General features: G+C 36.4%; 24 protein-coding genes. 3 read left to right on the plus strand and 21 right to left on the minus strand.

Annotated elements, in window-relative coordinates; translation table 11 throughout:
* Window positions 1-51: 51 nt before the first annotated feature.
* On the plus strand, window positions 52-2745 hold the full coding sequence (locus LMD38_RS18605; protein ID WP_227585639.1) for a PBP1A family penicillin-binding protein: 2694 nt from the start codon (window positions 52-54) through the stop codon (window positions 2743-2745).
* A 48-nt stretch (window positions 2746-2793) separates the two neighbouring features.
* On the opposite strand, the gene LMD38_RS18610 is transcribed toward LMD38_RS18605, so the two are convergent.
* From LMD38_RS18610 to panB, 10 genes are all read right to left on the minus strand, one after another.
* On the minus strand, window positions 2794-3312 hold the full coding sequence (locus LMD38_RS18610) for a YpoC family protein (protein WP_208754970.1): 519 nt from the start codon (window positions 3310-3312) through the stop codon (window positions 2794-2796).
* Between the two features lie 3 nt (window positions 3313-3315).
* On the minus strand, window positions 3316-3963 hold the full coding sequence (gene nth, locus LMD38_RS18615) for an endonuclease III (protein ID WP_000933028.1): 648 nt from the start codon (window positions 3961-3963) through the stop codon (window positions 3316-3318).
* 15 nt (window positions 3964-3978) lie between these two features.
* Window positions 3979-4686, minus strand: a complete 708-nt coding sequence (gene dnaD, locus LMD38_RS18620) for a DNA replication protein DnaD (RefSeq protein ID WP_000728540.1) — start codon at window positions 4684-4686, stop codon at window positions 3979-3981.
* Window positions 4687-4808: 122 nt separating this feature from the next.
* Entirely contained in the window at window positions 4809-5996 is a 1188-nt protein-coding gene (gene aspB / locus LMD38_RS18625; RefSeq protein ID WP_228919911.1) for an aspartate transaminase AspB, read from the minus strand.
* A gap of 18 nt (window positions 5997-6014) precedes the next feature.
* Window positions 6015-6518 (minus strand): cell wall elongation regulator TseB-like domain-containing protein, encoded by a 504-nt coding sequence (locus LMD38_RS18630; RefSeq protein ID WP_000758750.1) that lies wholly within the window; start codon window positions 6516-6518, stop codon window positions 6015-6017.
* Window positions 6519-6525: 7 nt separating this feature from the next.
* Window positions 6526-6696: a YpmA family protein gene (locus LMD38_RS18635; protein WP_000358352.1), complete on the minus strand. Its 171-nt coding sequence runs from the start codon at window positions 6694-6696 to the stop codon at window positions 6526-6528.
* A 251-nt stretch (window positions 6697-6947) separates the two neighbouring features.
* Window positions 6948-9752, minus strand: a complete 2805-nt coding sequence (dinG, locus tag LMD38_RS18640; RefSeq protein WP_061184014.1) for an ATP-dependent DNA helicase DinG — start codon at window positions 9750-9752, stop codon at window positions 6948-6950.
* A gap of 128 nt (window positions 9753-9880) precedes the next feature.
* A complete protein-coding gene (panD, locus tag LMD38_RS18645) occupies window positions 9881-10264 on the minus strand; it encodes an aspartate 1-decarboxylase (RefSeq protein ID WP_000490177.1) in 384 nt (127 codons plus the stop codon).
* 12 nt (window positions 10265-10276) lie between these two features.
* Window positions 10277-11125 (minus strand): pantoate--beta-alanine ligase, encoded by an 849-nt coding sequence (panC, locus tag LMD38_RS18650; RefSeq protein WP_016717025.1) that lies wholly within the window; start codon window positions 11123-11125, stop codon window positions 10277-10279.
* A complete protein-coding gene (panB, locus tag LMD38_RS18655) occupies window positions 11125-11961 on the minus strand; it encodes a 3-methyl-2-oxobutanoate hydroxymethyltransferase (protein WP_016717024.1) in 837 nt (278 codons plus the stop codon). Before panB ends, panC begins: the two co-directional genes overlap by 1 nt.
* 407 nt (window positions 11962-12368) lie before the next feature.
* Between panB and LMD38_RS18660 the strand changes: the two genes are divergently transcribed.
* Window positions 12369-12758 (plus strand): cupredoxin domain-containing protein, encoded by a 390-nt coding sequence (locus LMD38_RS18660; RefSeq protein WP_000028419.1) that lies wholly within the window; start codon window positions 12369-12371, stop codon window positions 12756-12758.
* 89 nt (window positions 12759-12847) lie between these two features.
* On the opposite strand, the gene LMD38_RS18665 is transcribed toward LMD38_RS18660, so the two are convergent.
* Genes LMD38_RS18665 through LMD38_RS18695 form a run of 7 tightly spaced genes read right to left on the minus strand, consistent with a single transcriptional unit; the run spans window position 12848 to window position 18402 of the window.
* Window positions 12848-13828: a biotin--[acetyl-CoA-carboxylase] ligase gene (locus LMD38_RS18665; protein WP_016717023.1), complete on the minus strand. Its 981-nt coding sequence runs from the start codon at window positions 13826-13828 to the stop codon at window positions 12848-12850.
* On the minus strand, window positions 13813-15006 hold the full coding sequence (locus tag LMD38_RS18670) for a CCA tRNA nucleotidyltransferase (RefSeq protein WP_228919914.1): 1194 nt from the start codon (window positions 15004-15006) through the stop codon (window positions 13813-13815). Before LMD38_RS18670 ends, LMD38_RS18665 begins: the two co-directional genes overlap by 16 nt.
* On the minus strand, window positions 14993-16138 hold the full coding sequence (gene bshA / locus LMD38_RS18675) for an N-acetyl-alpha-D-glucosaminyl L-malate synthase BshA (RefSeq protein ID WP_000768299.1): 1146 nt from the start codon (window positions 16136-16138) through the stop codon (window positions 14993-14995). Before bshA ends, LMD38_RS18670 begins: the two co-directional genes overlap by 14 nt.
* Window positions 16135-16839, minus strand: coding sequence for a bacillithiol biosynthesis deacetylase BshB1 (bshB1, locus tag LMD38_RS18680; protein ID WP_000015666.1), 705 nt, complete (start codon window positions 16837-16839; stop codon window positions 16135-16137). Before bshB1 ends, bshA begins: the two co-directional genes overlap by 4 nt.
* A gap of 11 nt (window positions 16840-16850) precedes the next feature.
* On the minus strand, window positions 16851-17246 hold the full coding sequence (mgsA, locus tag LMD38_RS18685) for a methylglyoxal synthase (protein ID WP_000684765.1): 396 nt from the start codon (window positions 17244-17246) through the stop codon (window positions 16851-16853).
* Between the two features lie 14 nt (window positions 17247-17260).
* On the minus strand, window positions 17261-18061 hold the full coding sequence (dapB, locus tag LMD38_RS18690) for a dihydrodipicolinate reductase (RefSeq protein ID WP_061184010.1): 801 nt from the start codon (window positions 18059-18061) through the stop codon (window positions 17261-17263).
* Window positions 18061-18402, minus strand: a complete 342-nt coding sequence (locus LMD38_RS18695) for a nucleotide pyrophosphohydrolase (RefSeq protein WP_001992677.1) — start codon at window positions 18400-18402, stop codon at window positions 18061-18063. The genes dapB and LMD38_RS18695 overlap by 1 nt, the downstream gene beginning before the upstream one ends.
* 466 nt (window positions 18403-18868) lie before the next feature.
* Between LMD38_RS18695 and LMD38_RS18700 the strand changes: the two genes are divergently transcribed.
* Window positions 18869-19750: a YitT family protein gene (locus tag LMD38_RS18700; protein WP_049113568.1), complete on the plus strand. Its 882-nt coding sequence runs from the start codon at window positions 18869-18871 to the stop codon at window positions 19748-19750.
* Window positions 19751-19769: 19 nt separating this feature from the next.
* Here LMD38_RS18700 and LMD38_RS18705 read toward each other — a convergent pair whose 3' ends face one another.
* The 4 genes from LMD38_RS18705 to lit form a co-directional block, all read right to left on the minus strand.
* Window positions 19770-20420, minus strand: a complete 651-nt coding sequence (locus LMD38_RS18705) for a uracil-DNA glycosylase (protein WP_228919916.1) — start codon at window positions 20418-20420, stop codon at window positions 19770-19772.
* Between the two features lie 100 nt (window positions 20421-20520).
* Window positions 20521-21201 (minus strand): zinc metallopeptidase, encoded by a 681-nt coding sequence (locus LMD38_RS18710; protein ID WP_000499537.1) that lies wholly within the window; start codon window positions 21199-21201, stop codon window positions 20521-20523.
* Between the two features lie 104 nt (window positions 21202-21305).
* Window positions 21306-22094, minus strand: a complete 789-nt coding sequence (ypjB, locus tag LMD38_RS18715; RefSeq protein ID WP_000831687.1) for a sporulation protein YpjB — start codon at window positions 22092-22094, stop codon at window positions 21306-21308.
* A gap of 107 nt (window positions 22095-22201) precedes the next feature.
* Window positions 22202-22888, minus strand: a complete 687-nt coding sequence (lit, locus tag LMD38_RS18720) for a lipoprotein intramolecular transacylase Lit (RefSeq protein ID WP_000742535.1) — start codon at window positions 22886-22888, stop codon at window positions 22202-22204.

Raw genomic sequence — 22888 nt, forward strand, 5'->3', positions numbered from 1 at the left:
AGGCTCTTTTTTCGACTTTTGGGGAGAGAATGAAAGGTAGGAGAAAGTATAATGTCAGATAATTATCGTTCTCGTACAGAACGAAATCATGTAAAAAATCAAAAGCAAGAAACAAATACAGAGAAAAAACCAAAGAAAAAAGGCTCCTTTTTTAAAAAATTCCTTATAGGTTGTCTACTTCTTGGTATCGTTGGTCTTGTAGCTGGCGTTTCCGTTTTCTTTGTTATGGTGAAGGACGCTCCAAAATTAGACAAATCAAAACTTGTCAATCCTTTATCAACAAAGTTTCTTGATAAAGATGGGAACTTTTTCTATGAATACGGTGCTGAAAAACGAACCCACGTTACGTACGATCAAATTCCAAAAGTAGTTGAAAATGCATTCCTTGCAACTGAGGACTCACGTTTCTATGATCATAATGGAATTGATTTTAAACGAACTACAAAAGCAGTTATGGAAAATGTCACTGGAGGTTTCGGATCTCAAGGTGGTAGTACGATTACACAACAAGTAGTCAAAAACTATTTTCTAACGATGGACAAAACTGCAAAGAGAAAAGTACAAGAATGGTACCTATCTTACAAATTAGAGCAACAATACTCTAAACATGAGATTTTAGAAATGTACTTAAATAAGATTAATTTAGGTAACCGTTCATATGGTATTGCGACAGCAGCGCAAAAATATTATGGTAAAGATTTGAAAGACTTACAGTTACATGAAGCTGCTATGCTCGCTGGTTTACCCCAAGGTCCAAACATTTATGATCCAACCAAAAAGGAAAATGTTGAACGAGCAACAAATCGTCGTAATGTCGTATTGTCATTAATGAATCGACACGGTTATATAACAAAAGAAGAAATGAATAATGCAGTTAAGATCCCAGTAACAGAGGGTCTTCAACCGTCTTCCGAAATAACTGAGATGAAGTATCAAGCATTTTTAGATGCGGTTGTAAAAGAAGTTGAAAAAGAATATCCTGATGTAAATATCGGTTCAGATGGTTTGACGATTCATACAACACTTGATCAAGATGCTCAAGATTATGCTGAAAAAATTATGGATGGCAATCTTATTAAGTATCCGAACGATCAATTCCAAGGATCATTCGTATTTATGGATACACAATCTGGAGAAGTTCGTGCAATTGGAGCTGGGCGTAAAGAAAGTAAGTCTACTTTCAAAGGTCATAATATGGCCACTGATTTAAAACGCCAAGTCGGTTCAACAATGAAACCAATTTTCGACTACGGACCAGCAATTGAAAATTTACAATGGTCTACATACCATCAATTAAATGACTCAGAGTATACGTATTCCAACGGTAAAAAAATACGAAATGCAACAAATAGTTACAAAGGTGACGTTTCACTACGTGAAGCTTTGAAAAAGTCATTAAACATCCCAGCTTTAAAAACAGCTCAAGCGGTTGGTCTTCCAAAGTCACAAGCGTTTGCTGAAGGTTTAGGTATGACATTTAAAGACGGCAAAACATTTGAATCAACAGCAATTGGTAGTAACGATAGTTCACCATTACAAGTAGCAGGTGCATATGCAGCCTTTGGTAATGGTGGGAACTACAATAAACCGCACTTCGTAAAAGAAGTTATCTTCCCAGATGGGAAAAAGAAAAGTTTTAAACCGAAAGAGCAACGTGCGATGCAAGACTACACAGCTTACATGGTGACTGACGTTCTTCGTGACGTAGTAAGACCTGGTTCTGGCGGTACTGGTCCAACAGCATACGTTTCAGGTGTTGATGTTGCCGGTAAAACAGGAACACAAAACTTTGATGAAGACGTTATAAAAAAATATGGTATTCCAGCTGATGCAAACAGAGATAGCTGGTTCGCTGGATATACACCGCAATATACAATGGCAGTATGGACTGGTTACGAAAAAAATGGCCCAGAAAACTACATTAGTGATCGTTATACTAGAATTGCACAGCAAATGTTCCAAGTAATGATGAGTAAATTCGCTACAGATAAAACTCGTTTCGAACGCCCTTCTTCTGTACAAGAATTAAATGGTGAATTGTACGTAAAAGGCGCTAAAAAAGATGCAGTGAAACAAATTAAAGTAGATGCACCTAGTGGTCTTAATGTCACTTTCGATGGCGCTAGCACAGTTACACTAAACTGGTCTGGACCAGCAGAAGTTGATGCGTATGCCGCAAGCTATAAAGCGACTGACGGTTCAAGTGGTAGTTTATCAATAAAAGGTACGACAGCTACTCTCGGTGGTATTAAACCAGGCGTTACTTACAGCTTCTCTGTAGTAGCGAAAAAAGGTACTGGAACAAGCCCAGCAGTTGGAGCATCCTTCACTGCGCCTGGAGGAACTCCAGACGCGAAGAAAGCTGAAGATGAGGCTGCTAAGAAGAAAGCTGAAGAGGAAGCTCAGAAAAAGGCTAATGAAGATAAATTAAAACAAGAAGATGCTAAGAAAAAAGCTGAGGAAGAGCAGCGTAAACAACAAGAGCAACAGCAGCAAGAACAACAACGTAAACAACAAGAAGAAGCTCAAAAGAAAGCTGAAGAGGAAGCTAGAAAAAAAGCTGAAGAAGAAGCTAAAAAACAACAAGAACAACAACGTAAACAGCAAGAAGAGGCTCAAAAGAAAGCTGAAGAGGAAGCTAGAAAAAAAGCTGAAGAAGAAGCTAAGAAACAACAAGAACAACAACACAATACCGGTGAAGATACACCACACGCAGACGGAAATGTTGTTACAACAGAGTCTTAATACAAAAAAGAAGTCCTTTTCTCTTAACAAAAAAGAAGTCCTTTTCTCTTAACGAGAAAAGGACTTCTTTTTTGTTATCATTTTCTTTACATATAACTTTTCTATTTCAATATACAACTGCGCTAACTGAATATAAGAATGATAATTATTCGGTTTCTTTATAATGAACGAATAGCGCTCTATAAAATTCACTGGTTGTACTTCCAACATACTCGTGTAATCTTCCATTTCGTTCAAACTATAAACAGGTTGTTCATTTAGCCAATATACAATTGATAACAAATGTGCTGCAAAAAGAATCATTGGGCCTTCAGCTTCTTGCTTATTTCTGTTTCGAAAAAGTGTCGCAATGTCTTCATGCTTACTTTTCCATACATTCAACATTACTGGAATACTATTTTCAATTTCATTCCACGGCTCATATTGTCTTTCCATATCATATATAAAATAAGTATTTTGTATTGTTTCTTCAAAAGACTGTTCTGTATAATACACAATCGAATTTTTACTTTCTTTAAAAAATGGTAAGCATCGAAATTCTTTCGGTATTTCTATCACTCGCTCCATCCTTTATTTCCCCTTCATTCGCTTCTTTCCTTCACGACATACTTCTAGTAAAGGGCACTCCTCACATTGTGGTCGCTGCGCTTTACAGTGATAACGTCCAAAGAAAATCATACGGTGATGTGTGACGCTCCATTCATCCATCGGAATTTTCTTCATTAATGTCTTTTCTACTTCTAACACCGAATCTTTCCATCTACAAATCGCTAACCGTTTACTCACTCTTTCTACATGCGTATCAACAGCAATTGCCGGAATACCAAACGCTACCGAAACAACTACATTTGCTGTTTTTCTCCCTACTCCTGGCAAGTTCGTCAACTCGTCACGGTCTTCTGGAACTTTTCCGTTATAATCATCCAGTAACATCCGGCACAATTTTTGAATGTTTTTTGCTTTATTTCTATACAAACCAATAGAACGTATATCTTGTTGTAATTCTTCTAGCGAAACACTTAAATAATCTTCTGGCGTTTTATATTTTTGAAATAAATTTTTCGTCACTTTATTTACAAGTGCATCTGTACATTGTGCAGATAACGCTACCGCGATTACTAGTTCAAACGGATTATCATGAATTAATTCACAATGTGCTTCTGGATACATATCCGCCATTGTGTCTAAACAATAGCGAATTTGCGTTTTATTTAACATATACTTCCTCCTACATTACTGCTCCAACCAATTATAAAAAGGTACTTTTCCAGTAAATTTCGTCTCTTGTTTTGTCGTTTGCTGCGTTCGTTGTTGATTTGCTCTAAATTTTCGTCCTTGGTTTTGGGCTTGATCTACTGTTTTAATACCATTCTTTTTCCATTCAAATAAAATACGATCAATATATCGGAAATTAAGCTTACCACTCATTACAGCTTCCCTGAGGGCCGCTTGAATTAAATTCGGATGATGTTGATCTTGATCTTCCCACATTCCCAACGTTTCACATTCAAATGGAGAGAGTGGTCTTCCAAATTCTTTTTCAAATACTGTATATAAATTTACTTGCAGTTGCTTTATTTCTTTTTGTTCTTCCTCTATTGATTCATTCATTAAGAAATGCAATATTTTTTCCCATAGCGGTTGTAAAGAATAACTTTCACACATCATCGCTTCTGATTTTTGTCCACCTTCTAGTGATAAAAAACCTTTTTGAATCAATGCCTGAATAACTTCCATACATTTCATTTCGGTAATCGTCATCCGTTCTGAAATCTCTGACGGAGTCGGAAACGAATTGCCCGATTCTAAAAATGTATGTACATGAAGTACAACCATAAATTCCGTTTCATTTAACCCTAATTTTTTATAATGCATCATAAGTAATTTTGGAATTGCAATGCTTCCCTGCTCAAACCACTGTAACATCATTTTCTTTTTCATCACCAAACACCTCGCTCTCTAGTATAACACACCTTTCGCTATTTCTTTTTGCCACAATTCGTCAAAAAAACCTCCCTATTATGTAGGAAGGTTTTTTTGTATTACGTTAATAAAATATACAATTAAGCTTGCACTTTACTTTTCATAAACGTATGAATACGTTCTAATGCTTTCTCCACTTGTTCAAGAGATGTCGCATATGATAAACGAACGTTATTTGGAGCACCAAATCCTGTACCTGGTACAAGAGCTACTTTTTCCTCTTCTAATAGAGCTTTTGCCCAATCATCAACAGTTTCGTATCCTGATAAAGCTACTGCTTCTTTTACATTAGGGAATAAGTAAAATGCACCTTGTGGTTTAATGCAAGTAAAGCCAGGGATTTGAATTAATTTATCATAAATAATGTTTAATCTCTCTTCAAATGCTTGACGCATTGTTTCTACAGGTTCTTGTGAGCCTGCATATGCCGCGATTGCGCCGTATTGAGCGATTGAAGTAGGGTTTGACGTACTATGACTCGCTAAGTTCGTCATCGCTTTAATAAGCTGCTTATTTCCTGCTGCATATCCAATACGCCATCCTGTCATAGAATGAGATTTAGATACACCATTAATAATAAGTGTTTGTTCTTTTAATGCATTAGAAAGCTGGGCAACCGAAGTATATTCTGCTCCACCATAAATTAATTTCTCATAAATTTCATCTGAAACGATTAAAATATCGTGTTCTAAACATACTTCTCCAAGCTGTTGTAATTCTTCTTTGCTGTAAATCATTCCTGTTGGATTGCTCGGTGAATTAATAATAACTGCTTTCGTTTTCTCTGTAATTGCCTCACGCAGCTGCTTCGCTGTAATTTTGTATTCATTATCTTCAAGGCCTTCTACATAAACTGGCTTACCACCAGCAAGTTTTACTTGTTCCGGATAACTTACCCAGTATGGCGTAGGGATGATAACTTCATCTCCTTCATCAAGTAACACTTGGAATAATGTATATAATGCATGCTTTGCACCGTTACATACAATAATTTCAGACGGATTATACGCAATTCCTTGATCGCGAGTAAACTTCTTCACAATTTCTTGTTTTAACGCTTGTAATCCACCTGTTGGTGTATACTTCGTATGTCCTTCTAACATCGCTTTATGTGCAGCATCCATAATATGTTCTGGCGTATTAAAGTCAGGTTCTCCTGCCCCTAATCCAATTACATCATGACCTTCTGCTTTTAATGCTTGTGCCTTTGCTGTAATTTCTAAAGTTGCAGATGGTGTTAAAGCAGCTACTCGCTTTGCTAATTTCATTTGTAGTTCCCCCTACATCTATTTTTCAATGCTGTAATGACCAGCATAAGCCCCATTTTGAAACTCTAAATAATAATACGTATAACGATCTTCCTGATCAATATATGTAATTTCCCACAACGGAATATCATTTTGAGCACCTAATTTTACTTTTATAATTTCTTTTGGCTTTGGCTTCGGCTCATCGCCTTTTCCTGTAGCTTGTTCAGCCAACTTTTGCAAAGCTTCTTTTTCAGGAATACCTTCACTCTTTTTCTTCACAAGGACATTCCCTTTTTTATTAGGCACCCAAACAATAATTTGTTCTCCTTTTTCGTCTACACCTTGTACGACTGTATATGAAGAATTTCCGTTATAATAATCCACAGATTTTACTTTTACAAGCTTTGCTTTTTCTTTTGCAATTTCTACAGATTTTGCCTCTTTAGGGATTTTCTTTTCCATTGCTTTATTATAAACATACGCCCCATATATTCCGCTAGCAACGATTACGATAACGATTGCAAAGATCCACTTTTTCATTGTATCACTACGTTCTGTAAATCGTAAATACAGCTGTTTCTTTATCTTTTTCGTCTAATGCTAATCCGAACATGAGGTCCTGCTCTTTTAACGTACGATTCAAACTATCAACGATTTTATACAAGTCAGACGAATATTTAATACGCGTCGTTGATAGGACTTCGATTTTCTTATCCATGAAAAAACTCCTCCGTTACACAAAAATTTCTAATTATAGAAGAACGCAATGCGGTTACAATAAGAGTACATTCTTTACAACCCCTGCTTCATCACCCATCTATTATAGCAGGACATGTACAGCAAAAAAAGGTTTCAAGTCGAAAACCAATACATTTTGTATACAAGAAGTAAGAAAAATAAAATTCCTCCTACCCACATTTTTTACGCCTGAAGTTTACATGCACTTCAGGCGTATTTTTTCTTCCAATTTTATTCAATTGGCCGTTCCTTTAATTGTTCTAACAATTCTTCTAAAGGGCCTTCATAGAGTGGGACATTGGGGATTGATTGTAAAAAATGTTTCCCATATGAAGAGCTTGTCAAACGACGATCTAATACAAACACCGTCCCGGTATCTGTACTTGTTCTAATAAGACGACCAAATCCTTGTTTGAAACGCAGTATTGCTTGCGGGAGTGCTAACTTAGCGAATACGTCCTCTCCTTGATTTTTTAACCACTCTCCTTTTGCTTCCATCATCGGTTGATGAGGAGGCGTAAAGGGAAGGCGGACAATAACAAGACAACTAAGGGCATCTCCAGGTATATCTATCCCTTCCCAAAAACTACTTGTTCCTAATAAAATTGATTTGTCGAACTCTTGAAACTTACGAATGAGGCGACTTCTGCTCTTATTATTCACACTTTGCGTTAATAATAAATAGCCTTCTAATTCCTCATCATTTTTCAAATTCGTATACGCTTCTTTCAACATTTCATACGAAGTGAACAAAACAAGCATTCTACCTTCTGTAGTTTTCGCTATTTTTGCAATATGAGCCGACACAGATTCAATATATTCTTCATTACTTGCTTGCTTAATAAAAGGCACATCCGTTGAAACCATTAATTTCATCTGTTCTTCAAAATGGAATGGTGATGGGACCTGTAATGTATTTGGAGCAAAATCATGTAAGCCTAGCTCTTCTTTTATATAGTCAAATGAATCGTTTACTGTTAGCGTTGCTGATGTGAAAATAACACTCTTTTTCTCTGTTAAAAATTCATCAGCAAATCTTTCACCAATACGAACAGGTTGTCCATATAAAACAGTTGAATGAATGGTTCCCTTCGTTTCAGTTTCCATCCATGTCACATATGAATTTTTTTCTAAAATGAGTACTTGTAAAGATTGCGCCATCTTTCTCAACAACTCAATTAAATGCATAAATTCACCTGTGACAACATGCATTTCCCATTCTAATTTACTTTGCAATATATCAACTTGCTTCTCAAGTGTAGAGAGTAATTTTCTTACATCATATACAAAGCGATTTGTTAACTCGGTAATACTATCCCATAACTTACCTTTCTCTACTTCCGTGTTATATCGATAAATGAGTGGCATATTGCTGATCCCTTGTTCCTGCTTTGTTTGTTTAAAGATGAATGCACGTAACATTTGGAATAGCTCATCCGCATCAAATTTCAACTCCTTCAAACTATGACTTACCATGCGGAAAGTAGAACGGGAGGCTTGCTCTGATTTTTTCATCATTTTATATACTTTAGAAAGCACATCATCTGTTTCTAGCGTACCAAGACGAGATAAAACTAGCTGGAAATACATACAGGAGAACTGTTCACCTAATGTTCTACTCGCCGCTTCCTCAATATGATGAGCCTCATCAAAAATAATATGTTCACATGACGCAAACAGGGGTTCTTCACTTGAAAAATCTTGAAATAATAACGCATGATTTGTAATAACGATATCTGCAAATAATGCTTTATTCTTTGCTCGTTGATAAAAACAACGACTAAACCAGTTGCTTTGCATCCCGCCTGGACTATGTACATCACTACAAATCCGGTTCCAAAGTAACTTTCCGCCCTCAGGAATATTTAATTCATCACGATCGCCCGTTTCCGTTTGCAATAACCACACTAAAATTTTTGCCTTCGTGAGCGCCATATCATAATTTTTCTCTTCTTCTTGCAAAGCATATTCAAATTTATGTAGACAAAGATAATGCTTTCTTCCTTTTAGCAGAGCTACTTCAAATGAAAATGGCATGATTTTCTGTAATAATGGAATTTCTTTTTCTAGTATTTGTTGTTGCAGTTGTACAGTTTGGGTACTTATGATGACAGGTTCTTCTTTTTTCTTTGCAAAATAAATACTTGGAAGCAAATATGCAAGAGTCTTCCCTGTTCCTGTTCCTGCTTCAATTAGTGAAAACCTAGAATCTCTTAGCGCTGTATATATTTCCTTCATCATACTCTGTTGGCTTTCTCTTTTTTCAAACTTTGGCATATTCGACTCAAGTTTATCAATTGTCTTATGCAAGAAAGCATCAAATTTAAATGCACATGTTTCACTTAAGTTTAAAGAATAATTCCGTTTTCGAAGTGCAATATTTCGATACACTTCATATCCCTCTGCTCCTTTTTTACCATGCATCATTTTCTTTAAAATATTTTCAGAAAGCACATCCGCTATATCACTTTGAAACACATCACTCAATTCATAAAGCGATTGCAAAGTGACAAGGGGTAACTTCTCAATTTCATTTAAAAATTGTAAAAACAATTCCGCTGTTGCAAGAGCATCACTATCCGCACGATGCGGTTGATCATGCTCTAATTCGTGTTGTTTAGCTAAATCACGTAATTTATAACTATCAGCCGTTGGCAAAAGAATTTGCGCCAACTCAACTGTATCAACTTTTGGACAATGTATTTCTGTATATCCAGCCTGCCTTAATTCTTCCGTTAAAAAATTCCAATCAAAATGAACATTATGTGCAACGAAAGCTGCACCTTGTAATAGCTCAACAACCATCGGGGCTACATCTTGAAATAACGGGGCTTGCTTAACCATACTCTCATCAATCCCTGTTAACTCTGTAATAAATGGCGGAATCTCTCTCTTCGGATTAATAAAAGATGAAAAAATCTCTAATATCTCTCCATCTTCCACTACAACAGCTGCAATTTGGGTAATTTTATCTTTCCCATCCTTCCAGGAGTTCCCTGTCGTCTCTAAATCCACAACGACATAACGCTTACTCATATATGTAACACCTCAATTTCTTACCTATCAAACAGAAAATTATATAATGTTACTATACCACGTTTTATCTCATCTTAATGAAAAGATGCACAAAAAAGCTATCTCCGTAATAGAGATAGCCTTCTTACTTATAGTATCGTTCCTGCTTTTTCAGCACCTAACATTTCAATAATTTGATTATTATCGTCTAATACTGCAATTTTCGGCTCTTGTTTATGAATATTTTCTTCTGCCACTAGACCGTAGCAAATAATAATAACTTTATCTCCTGGTTGTACAAGCCTTGCAGCTGCACCATTCAAACAAACAACACCGCTACCACGTTCTCCTTTAATAACATATGTCTCTAAGCGAGCACCATTATTATTATTTACAATTTGGACTTTTTCATTTTCTACAATATTTACTGCATCCATTAAATCTTCATCAATTGTAATACTACCTACATAATTTAAATTTGCTTCTGTTACTGTTGCGCGATGTAACTTCGCTCTCATCATTGTGCGAAACATAGATGCTCCCCCTTATTTAACCGTTAATGTTATATTGTCAATTAATCGTACATTGTCAAATTTAACTGCAATTGCTAAAATGATTCGTCCTTCAATTTTATCCACTACTTGTAGTGAAGGATACGTATATAAATCAGCATAATCTACAGTGCCTTTCGTATACGTCTCAATATACTCTTTCACAAGAGTTGTAATGATTTCTGCATTACGTTCTCCTGCCTCAATTCTTTCTTTCGCTATACATAGACTGCGGTATAAATGAGGAGCCTCTTCACGCTCTTCTTGTGACAAATACACGTTACGAGAACTTTTCGCTAATCCATCTTCTTCCCTTACAATATCCACCGGTACGATTGTAACCGGAATATTAAAATCAGCGACAAATCCTTCAATGACAGCAACTTGCTGTGCATCTTTCATACCGAAATAAGCACGTGTTGGCAATGTAATATTAAATAGTTTCATTAGTACAGTCGCAACACCAGCGAAATGACCAGGTCTTTGCTTTCCGCATAACACATCGGTACGCTTCACAACTTCTACTGTTGTCGTTTGTTCTGCTGGATACATTTCTTCTACGCTCGGATAAAATAAATAATCTACACCGTTTTCTTTTGCTACATTTTCATCTCTATCAATATCACGAGGGTATCGATCTAAATCTTCATTTGGTCCAAACTGTAGCGGATTAACAAACACGCTTAAAACTACAATTTCATTTTCTTCTCTTGCCTTACGTAATAAAGTCGCATGACCTTCATGTAAATAACCCATCGTTGGGACAAAACCAATACTTTTTCCACTTGCACGTAGTTCGTTTGTAATTTGCTGCATCTCTTGTACTGTAGTTACGATTTTCATTATTGTTTTCCTCCGTATAACGCTAAACATTCTTCCTCTTTCATTGTGAATGAATGTTTTTCTTCCGGAAATTGACCTGTCTTTACTTCAGTAACGTATTGTGAAATCCCTCGCACAATCTCCTCTTGAACCGACGTATATTGCTTCACAAATTTCGGAACACGCTTTACACCATATGAGATAAGATCATGATAAACGAGTACTTGCCCATCCACTTTTTGTCCTGCTCCAATTCCAATCGTTGGAATTGTTAGTTGCTTCGAAATGAATTCTGCTAGCTGCATTGGCACACATTCTAATACAAGTGCTATCGCACCAGCTTCCTCACATCTCTTCGCATCTTCTATTAATTTTTTTGCACTTTCAGCATCTTTTCCTTGTACTTTATAGCCACCTAACACTCCTACAGATTGAGGAGTTAAGCCTAAGTGTGCCACGACAGGAATTCCCGCACTCGTCAAGTAATGAATAGTTGATATCACTTCTCCTGCACCTTCTACCTTCAGTGCATGAGCACCACTCTCTTGAACGATGCGGCGTGCATTCACCATCGTATCTTGAGGCGACACATGATACGACATAAATGGCATATCAGTTACAATAAACGTCTCTTTCGCTCCTCGGCGTACAGCTTTCGTATGATGAATCATATCCTCTACTGTTACAGGTACTGTTGAATCATAGCCGAGCACAACCATCCCAAGGGAATCTCCAACTAAAATCATATCAACTTCCGCTTCTTCTGCTAACTTAGCAGATGGATAATCATACGCCGTTAGCATTGTAATCGGCTCACCTTGCTCTTTCATTTTCAAAAAATCTGTTTTTGTTTTCAAAAACTACTCCTCCTTTATACAGGAGAGAGGAGATGGCCGAAATCATATAAAAAACCCCTCTGGCCATAAAAGGGCAGAAGGGTTGTGTGTTAGTCGGCATTATTCATCCCTCTGTCCCAGTCCGTTATTGGATCAAGGCAGAATCCAAGTTATTATTTTTCGTATTGCATCGAATCATGGTGCAGTTCGCTCTGATACTGCCCACATTCGAACTAATTATAGCAAACTCTAAAAAGGAATTACTACATTTTTTTGAAAAAATAATTTTTATCCTTATTACGGTATGTGAAATTTTTAAATAACGTATGCATAGAAAGATAAACAGATTTGTTTACATGCATAGTATAACTCTTAAAATAATGATGCAGGTTAATTGAGGAAACATACTTACAAAAGGAGAATTGCTAATGTCTATAAGCACATGGTTATTTCGATTCATCGGTTTTCTTGTGATGCTTGTGGGAGTAACAACTTTAAATTCCCTCAATGTATTTGCATCAATTAACGTCGTAACACAACCTGTTGAGTCTGCCAAAGTGATTGAAGTCGAGCTAAACGATGATTACTTTAAACCGAACGTCATCACGATTCCAATTGAAGAATCAACAACATTGCTATTGAAAAATAAAGGCAAGAGCGAGCACACCTTTACAGTAAAAAAGCTCGGCATTGACGTCGTAGTCGAGTCAGGACAAGAAAAAAATATTACCGTGAAACCTAAAAATACTGGTACATATGAATTAATATGCCGGTATCACCTTCTTAAAGGAATGGAGGGAAAAGTAATCGTCAAATGACAAGTAAATACTAAAAAATTCATTATCGCACCGCAAACTCATTTCAAAAATATTAAAATAAAAAAGAAGTTCCAAAAGAGGAACTTCTTTTACTTAATTTCGATATCCGCAGAATGAATGTGATGTACTTTTCCTTCATGATCTTCTAGAAGCAATACACCATCCTCTGTAATTCCTTTTGCTATCCCTGTAATTGTCTCTCTCATCGTTCGAGCGTTAATTTCTTTCCCGATGCTCACAGCGTAACTTTCCCAAAGAATTTTAATGACAGAGAAACCATTTTGTAAATACTCTTCATATAATTTTTCTAGTTGTAAAAAGATTTGTTGCATAAGCTCCGCACGAACAATTGGCTTACCAGATTCAATCGCTAAAGAAGTAGCAATATGCTGAATTTCCTCATCAAAATGTTCTTGCTTTTGATTCGCATTAATACCAATACCCATAATGACAGCATTAATTTTATCAGGATCAGCTTGCATTTCTGTTAATATACCTACAGCTTTTTTCCCCTGAATTAAAATATCATTCGGCCATTTTATTCCTACATTTACACCTGTGCACTTTTCAATTGCTTGCGCAACGCTAACAGCGGCTAACAAAGTAAGTTGTGGTGCATGATGAACCGGGATTGATGGACGTAAAATAATACTCATCCAAATTCCTGTTCCTTTTGGTGAATGCCATTTTCTGCTTAAACGACCTCTACCCGCTGTTTGTTCTTCTGCCACAACAATCGTTCCTTCTTCTGCCCCTTCATAAGCGAGTTTTGCTGCAATATACTGCGTCGATTCAACAGACTCTTCAAAATACACTGTTCTACCAATATGTTTCGTTTGTAATCCTAACTGAATTTCATTCGCAGTCACTTTGTCTGGCTTACTTGCAATTCGATAGCCTAATCGACGCACAGCTTCAAGTTCATACCCCTCATTCCGAAGGTCCTCCATATGTTTCCACACAGCAGTTCTTGAGCAACCAAGTTTATCACTAATTGTTTGACCAGATACAAACTCGCCATCCGCTTCCGAAAAAACTTGCAATAACTGCTTTCTTATAGTAGATTGCATTCTTGCAGCCACTCCCTTATACACTCTTTCTCATTCACTACATTTCCTTGTACGATTGCTTCTTCAATTTTTTGAATCATTTCAGCAACCCACGGACCTGGCTTTTTACTTGCCCAGTTTAACAAATCATTCCCAGTCACATTCATCTCTTGTCGATTCTTGATTGGCAATGCTTGAAACAACGTTTGTACTCGTTTCACAGATGTATGATCATAGCTTTCAATCATCGCTTCATATACTCTTTCTGCCATTTCAGCTATATGAATTCCCGTTTTATAAAGAAGAACTGTATCCCAATCCTTTTCCTTTCTCTTACGGACTGTTAATAAAACTGCGACGATATCTTTTATTTTTTTATTTGAAAACTTCCATTGACGTAAAAAGACAGCTGGATGTTCTTCCCCGATACAATATAAGAAAAAGGCCCATGCCTCAATGTCTGTTTCAAAAGAATCCCAGTTATACTGCGTAGCTTTTAACAATCTCTCTTCTGACATCTGTAAATATGGTAGATGAGAAAATAGTTTCGTTTCTACTAATTCTTTGAGAGCCTTCACACAATATGTGCCAGTTAACAGTTTTTCAAACTCCACTGTAATTCTCTCAATTGCTATATGTTCCAGCAAATGTCCATATGTTTCAATTGCTTGTTTCGTTTTCGTCTCTAAAGAAAAACCTAACGTACTTACGAACCGAATACCACGCATCATTCGCAGGGCATCTTCTTGAAAACGATCCGCAGCATTTCCCACTGTCACAATTTCTCTCTTTTGAATCGCTTCCTGTCCAGCAAATAAATCAACCATTTCGCCTTCTTCTGTCATAGCAATTGCATTCATTGTGAAATCACGACGTTTTAAATCCTCTGCTAATGAACGAACAAATTGAACACTACTAGGTCTTCGAAAATCTTCATATTCGCTCTCTGTTCGAAACGTGGTTACCTCATAAGGTTCACCATTTTCTACTACAATTACAGTTCCATGCTCAAGACCAACAGGAACATGTCTTGGAAATATAGCCATCACTTCTTCTGGTAAAGCAGATGTGGCAATATCAATATCTCCAATCGGCCTATCGATAATAAGATCGCGTACGCTTCCGCCGACAAAGTAGGCCTCATGCCCTTGTTGCTTTAAAGTCTCAATAATAGAACTAGCTTTTTTAAATCTTTTCATTTTTGTCATCCCTTAGTACATCATAGTAAATCGTTTCATATTGTGAGACGATTTTTTCAGAGCGGAACTGCTCGTAAACACTTGCTCTTGCTCGCTCTCCCATAATACGGTGAAGTTCTTCATCCTTTAATAGCTGAATAGCTTGATTGGCCACTCCTGTTGTATCGCCAACTTCACATAAATATCCTGTATCACCATGTTGAATGACTTCTGGAATACCTCCAACCCTTGTTCCGATACAAGGTACACCACACGCCATCGCTTCTAATAAAACAAGACCAAAACTCTCTTTCTCTGATAGAAGTAACATTAAATCACTCATCGCAAGTAACTCTGCAACATTATCTTGCTTCCCTAAGAATAAGACGCGATCTTCAATATGTAAATTTTTCACCAACTGTAAAATCGTGCAAAATTCCGGTCCATCTCCAACAAGAAGCAACTTCGCATCTACTTCTGTAACAATTTTAGCAAAAGCCTGCACAACATCTTGCACACGTTTCACTTTACGGAAATTTGAAATATGAATGAGTATCTTTTCACTTTCACTTATACCGTATTCTTTCTTTAATTGAGTCATATCACGCTTGAAATATACACGTTCGTCTATAAAGTTATATACCGTTTGAATGTCTTTATTTGGTTTTACAAGCTCATGCGTTTCGTTAATTAATGAATGCGAGACAGCCGTCACAACATCGGATTGCTCAATGCCAAAACGAATTAAATTATTTAACGAAGGGTCGGAACCTAACACAGTAATATCTGTACCATGCAAGGTTGTAACAATTTTAATACGCTCGCCAATCATTTGTTTTGCTAAATAAGCACAAATGGCATGTGGTATTGCGTAATGCACATGTAAAATGTCTAGGTTTTCTCTTTGTGCAACCTCTGCCATTTTACTCGCTAACGCTAAATCGTACGGTGGATATTGAAATACAGAGTATTGATTTACTGTCACTTCATGAAAGTAAATGTTTGGATACACTTTATTTAACCGGAATGGTAAACCCGATGTAATAAAATGAATTTCATGCCCGCGTTCCGCTAATTGCTTTCCTAATTCTGTTCCAACAACACCAGAACCACCTACAGAAGGATAACATGTAATACCTATTTTTAATTTCATTTACATCCCCCTATTAAATCAGCATGTAATAAAACCGGTTTCTTACTCATAAACCCTTCGGCATATAAAACTCCAACTTCTTTTCCAAACATTTTCTCACGAGCGACTACAGTTTCAACGTAACCTTCTGTTAACGGCGTTTTCACACCATCACTCCCTGTTGAAAACTGACTTTCATACGCTTCTAGTGCTTCCACTTTTTGCGATACGTATTCACTAATATCTATACAAAAATTCGGTTTATGAAAACCATTAATCATATAATGATAAAAAGACTCCACACGATGTGGTGGAACCTCTGGCATATATTTGCGAATTCCCGCTGAAAAAATAGCTTCTTCCACAAGTTTTGCACAATTTGCATGATCTGGATGACGATCTTCATAATACGGTGCAAAAACTAGTTTTGGTTTATATGTACGAATTACTTTTACAATTTCACGTATATACTCTTCTTTCATATACAACCCACGGTCTGGCATCGCTAAATTTAGTCTCGTTTTTACTCCCATTATACGAGCTGCCGCCTTTGCTTCTTCTTTTCTTAACTCTATCGTTCCGTTAGAAGAAAGATCAGCTTCTGTTAAATCACAAATACCTACTTCATACCCTTGCTTCGTATATTTAGCAATGGTACCAGCCATGCCGATTTCAACATCATCGGCATGAGCACCAAACGCTAATATATGTAATCCACTCATAATTGTTCCCCTCATTTTCTTAACTTGCGGTAATCTAAATCTCCTCGCTCTAATGCGTGCATTAACATTTCAGCACTTGCCATATTCGTTGCAAGTGGAATTGCATATACATCACATAAACGAAGCAATGCATTCACATCCGGTTCATGCGGCTGTGCTGTTAATGGATCGCGGAAGAAAATTACCATGTCTAAATCATTTTTCGCAATCATTGCACCAATTTCTTGATCCCCACCAAGAGGACCAGATTGATATCTTGTTACAACTAAACCGGTCGCTTCCATAATACGAAGCCCTGTCGTTCCTGTTGCAAATAATTCATGTTGTTCAAAAATTGGTTTATATGCGTATGCAAACGAAACCATGTCATTTTTCTTTTTGTCATGTGCGATTAAGGCAATTTTCATCCGTTGTCTCCCCTTTAGTCGATAATATTTTCTAAACCGTACACAAGATGATCTAGATTCATTACTGTCTCAATTGATAGTTTTACACCAGACATAAATGATGCACGATTGAATGAATCATGACGAACTGTTAACATTTGTCCGTCTCCACCAAACATTACTTCTTGGTGTGCAATAAGTCCTGGTAAACGTACACTATGAATGTGAATGCCGTCTACATTTGCACCACGAGCTCCTTTTAGTTGCTCTACTTCATTTGGATGTCCTTGCTGCTTTGATTGGCGATTTTGACGAATCAATTCTACTGTTTTTACCGCAGTACCAGATGGTGCATCTAATTTTTGATCATGATGCAATTCAATTACTTCAACATCTTGGAAGTACTTCGCTGCCATTTGTGAGAATTTCATCATAAGAACTGCACCAATTGCAAAGTTTGGAGCGATAATTGTTCCTACTGCTTTTTCTTTTGCAATCTCGGTTAATTGTTTTAGCTCTTCTTCTGTAAATCCAGTTGTACCAATAACAGAACGAAGTCCACGCTCAACTGCTAGTGTAACGTGTTGTTTTCCAACTTCTGGCGTTGTTAAATCTAACAACACATCTGCTTCTACTTCCTCTAAACAAGTATGTAAATCCGCGTAAATAGGTGTATCTAACGCTGGCATTCCAGGTAAATCAGAGATTTTCTCTCCACCATGCTTATAATCCACTGCTGCTACTAAATTAAAATGTTCCGTTCTTTCCATAAGAAGAACTGCTTCATGTCCCATACGTCCTCTTGGTCCAGCGATAATTACTTTAATTTCTTTCATTATTCTTTCTCTCCCTCATCAATACGTGTCCAGCGATCTTTATCGCGAGTATTAAATTTATTCATTACAATGTTATGTGCTGTTTCTAAATCAATATTTAAACTATTTGCCATACAAATCATAACAAATAATACATCTCCAAGCTCTTCTTCAATACTACGTTCTGTTTCAGTTGTTTTCTTCGGTTTCTCACCATAATAATGATTAACCTCTCTTGCAAGCTCCCCCATTTCTTCCGTTAAACGAGCCATCATTGCAAGTGGACTGAAATAACCTTCTTTAAACTGACCAATATATGCATCTACTTCTTTCTGCATATCCTTCATCGTTTTCGCTTCCATACAATTCACCTCTAATCCTTCCTCTTTCATGTTAGCCAATTCATCGCGATTTGACAAATATTATTCCCCGCCAAACACCTATTTGCGACCCTTTTTGGGAAAGATTGTAATAAAGTGAAACTTCTTTTGCATGCTTTTCGCAAAAGATTAGTTGAACCAATCGGGTTCCTACGGCTGGTTTTCACTGCTTCCTTGCTTTATTCCCTACCAGCCGTTGGAGCGGGGTAAAGTGAAACTTTCTTTTGCATTTTTGGCAAAAGAGCAACCTAAACCAATCGGGTTCCAACGACTGGTTTTCCCTGCTTCCTTGCTTTATTCCCTACCAGCCGTTGGAACGGGGTAAAGTGAAACTTCTTTTGCGTTTTTACAGCCTTCACTATTTTCACTAGCAACTAGAAATTACTTATCATTATGTTTTACCGTTTCAGCGGAGCAATGCCATTTACATAATTAGGGGGATTTCTATATGACATCAAATTTGAAGATTCGAAATATCATTTTCATTTTAATCGGTTCCGCTATTTTTTCTTTCGGTATTGTGAATATCAATATTGAAAATCACCTTGCAGAAGGTGGATTTACCGGTATTACACTATTATTGTATTTTCTATTTAAGTTTGACCCTTCTTATTCAAACTTACTTTTAAATATCCCTATATTTTTTATTGGTTGGAAATTACTTGGAAGAACAACATTTATATATACACTAATCGGCACCTTTAGCGTATCTTTATTTCTATGGATTTTTCAGCGTTACGAAGTTCTCAACTTACATGTAAACTTACAAAACGATATGACACTTGCTGCTTTATTCGCCGGAGCATTTATTGGTATCGGTCTTGGGATTATATTTAAATACGGCGGAACTACTGGCGGTGTAGATATTATCGCGAGACTCGCTCATAAATATGTTGGCTGGAGTATGGGGAAAACGATGTTTATGTTTGATGCTATCGTCATTATCGTCTCTATCCTTACATATTTATCATATCGCGAGGGTATGTATACGTTAGTTGCTGTTTTTATCGGAGCGAAAGTGATTGATTTTATGCAAGAAGGAGCCTATGCAGCAAAAGGAGCAACGATTATCTCAGATAAAAACGATGAAATTGCTGCCAAAATTTTATCTGAGATGGAGCGCGGAGCAACCTTTTTAAAAGCTGTTGGGTCGTATACAAAAGTGGAACGGAACGTATTGTATTGCGTTGTTGCTAAAAATGAAATCGTGAAACTAAAAAACATTATTACTTCTGTAGATCCTCACGCCTTTGTTGCTGTAAGTGACGTACACGATGTAGTTGGTGAAGGTTTTACATTGGATGAAAATAAAAATCCGTTACATACATAAACGCAACTAGAAAAGCTCTTTAGCTTTTCTGGTTTTTTATTACATATTTTTCAAGTTTATCTAAATCCTCATAAATAAGCTCCAATAAACTTCGATTATAAAAAATGGAAGCAGGGTGAAATATCGGAAAAATATGATATTCTTTCTCTGACCATGTAAACTCTGCACTTTGCATATCCTTTAACTTTTGAATGGGCTGTTTTAATAATTGTCCGTGTACGTCTGTGATTTTTTTATCTTTTCCTATTAAACGTTGAAGACCGATATTGCCAAGCGTGACGATAAGCTTCGGATTTATTTTCTCTAATTCATAATCTAACAAAGGCGCATGGGCAACTATTTCTCCTTGATTTGGCGTTCTATTATACTTTTTTTGTATGATTTCACCATTTCGTTCTTTTTTCTCTCGCCATTTATAAGGTCTACTCCGAACAGCGCTCGTAATATATACTTCTTCCCTTGTAACGTGAATACGTTCTAAAAACCCCATTAATTGTTTTCCCGCTCTCCCGCTAAACGGAATTCCATTATGAATTTCTGTTTCACCAGGCGCTTCTCCTAACAACATAAATTTTGGATTTTCAGGACCTTGTCCACTTAAAAAGCCTTCTAGCTGATAAGGAGCACTACGTTCTTTCACTTGTTTTACTAAATGACTTGGATATTTCATTTGCCCCACCACCTTTCCGCATTACTTCTATTATTGCTACTTGCCATATATTATATAATTCAATTCATAAAACAAAAAAGACTATCAAAATTGATAGTCTTTAGTCGTCGCTACGCTGCATACCAGTATAAATCAATACAAGACGTAATAATTCAAATACCGCTACAGCTGCAGCTGCTACATATGTTAATGCTGCCGCATTTAATACTTTACGAGCTTGCCCATATTCATCGGTTGATACGATACCTAACGCTTCAATTTGTTGCATTGCACGCTTGGATGCATCAAATTCAACGGGTAATGTAACAAGTTGGAACACAACACCTGCTGCCATTAAAATGATACCTAATAACAACAAACCAGACATTTGTGCAAATATACCGATTAGGACGAAAATCCAAGACATATTCGAACCAAAGTTTGCAACTGGCACTAACGAATGACGAACGCGCATAAAGTTATAATCTTTTGCATCTTGAATTGCGTGTCCTACTTCGTGTGCTGCAACTGCTGTACCAGCAACTGAATGACCGTAATAGTTATCTGTTGATAATCGAACTGTTTTTGCAGTTGGATCATAATGGTCTGATAAATGACCTGGTGTTTCTTCAACGGCTACGTTGTATAATCCATTCTCATCTAAAATTTTCCGAGCCACTTCTGCTCCTGTCATACCTGATGTTGAGTAAACTTGTGAATACTTGCTATAGGCACTACGTACTTTTGACTGTGCGTACAACGGTATGATCAAAATGATCGCGAAGTAAATTAAATAAAACATCATGAACCTCCATTGAAGTTTTAATTATAGTACTTCTCATTCTATTTTCTTCTGCCACCATTGTCAATGAATAAACCTTACAATCCGTATCTTTATTTATTACATTATCTATTCTTAGAATGTACATTACTTTTTCTTTTTTCTCTCTCCCCTTTATACTTTCTCCATCCAACATAAGTTAATGTGAATAAAATAAGACCTCCAGTAATTGTCATAAACCAAATGAGAGAGGGTGCAATTTCGTCTTTTTTTACTGTATGAAATATCTTTTGTAAATCCCCTTTAATGATTCCTACTTGCATTTGCCCACCTTTCGTTTTTAACATAACGTTACGGAATTCATCCAAATAAGATAAATGGGCATTTACACGCTGCACTTCGTTTTCTGGCAGAGCTATCATTAAGCTTGGATAAATAATATTAAATTCATGTAAAAATGTGTTTAACGTTTGTTGAAACTGTCCCGTATCTTCTTTTGTCATCGCTTTTTCCATTTGAGAAAAGGCATCCATTACTTTTCCTTCTCTTTCCATCCAAAGTGGTTGGTACTTCGATACTTGTGCATCAACAGCGAGCTGCAGTGCTAGTACATTATCAATTTTAACTTGTTTACTTACCTCTTCTTCCGCGAGAGATTGTTTCGCTTTGTCGTAAGCTAAAGAAATAACTCTAACTTGATCTGGCGTTACTTCTTGCTTCTTTTCATTCCCCTTTATGACAAACTGCTCCGAGAAATGTTGTAATACTTGTACTGCTTTTTCATCTTCATTACGCTTCACTAATTGTAATGAGTCATCCAACAAGCCTGTTAGTTCACTCCACTCTTCAGCATATATACGTAACGGAAACATTATAATTAGAAATGCTATCAATCCAACTAATGTTCTCTTCATCACGGTCCCCCCTATAACTACTAGTACAAAATATGTTAATTTGGACAAGAATAGAACAGAACTGGACGGAAAAATATATTATCGTTTTACAAACAAAAAAATTCTCTTTAAACAGAGAATTTTTCTTTTGAAATCCTTTTCTTTTTTACAAAATATTTATACAAGCTATAACAAATTATGCTACCACATAAAATAAATAATAAAATAGCACACGCTGCATGCATAAAGAACTCTTCTGGTAACATTAATATAATCGGATCCGTTTCAATATCAAACATCCAATAATCATTACTGAATAAAAGCTTATGGAATAATACAAAACTCTTTTCAAAATTAATAGCGATTGGTAACACAAGCGCAATCGGAAAGATAATTGTTACAATCGATCCATGCAGTAAAAACTTTTCATTTTTCTTTTTTAATAAATACATGCCGCCTACTATTGCAATCATAATTGTCGCATACATTACATATTGTATCTTTACTAAAATATTTTTAACATCTACAAAATGAATACGACCATTTGTAGACATATCTAATGTGGGCAACTGTAATGCACCGTCATAAAACGGAGATAAATATGTGATAAGCACATCATAATTTCTTTTAATATCATCCTTCGTCATATCTGCTAAATCTGGAATGTTTAAAAAATCAATTTCAAAATAATATAGCCATTTTCCGTATACAACCGCCGTTGTTGCGAGTGCAAATATAGAAAATGCTATGCTATATGAAACAATTATCGTAATCAATCGATCCAATATTTTTGTACCACTCGTATTTTTCTTCAT

It is taken from the genome of Bacillus pacificus (assembly GCF_020861345.1).
Classification (GTDB): Bacteria; Bacillota; Bacilli; order Bacillales; family Bacillaceae_G; genus Bacillus_A; species Bacillus_A pacificus.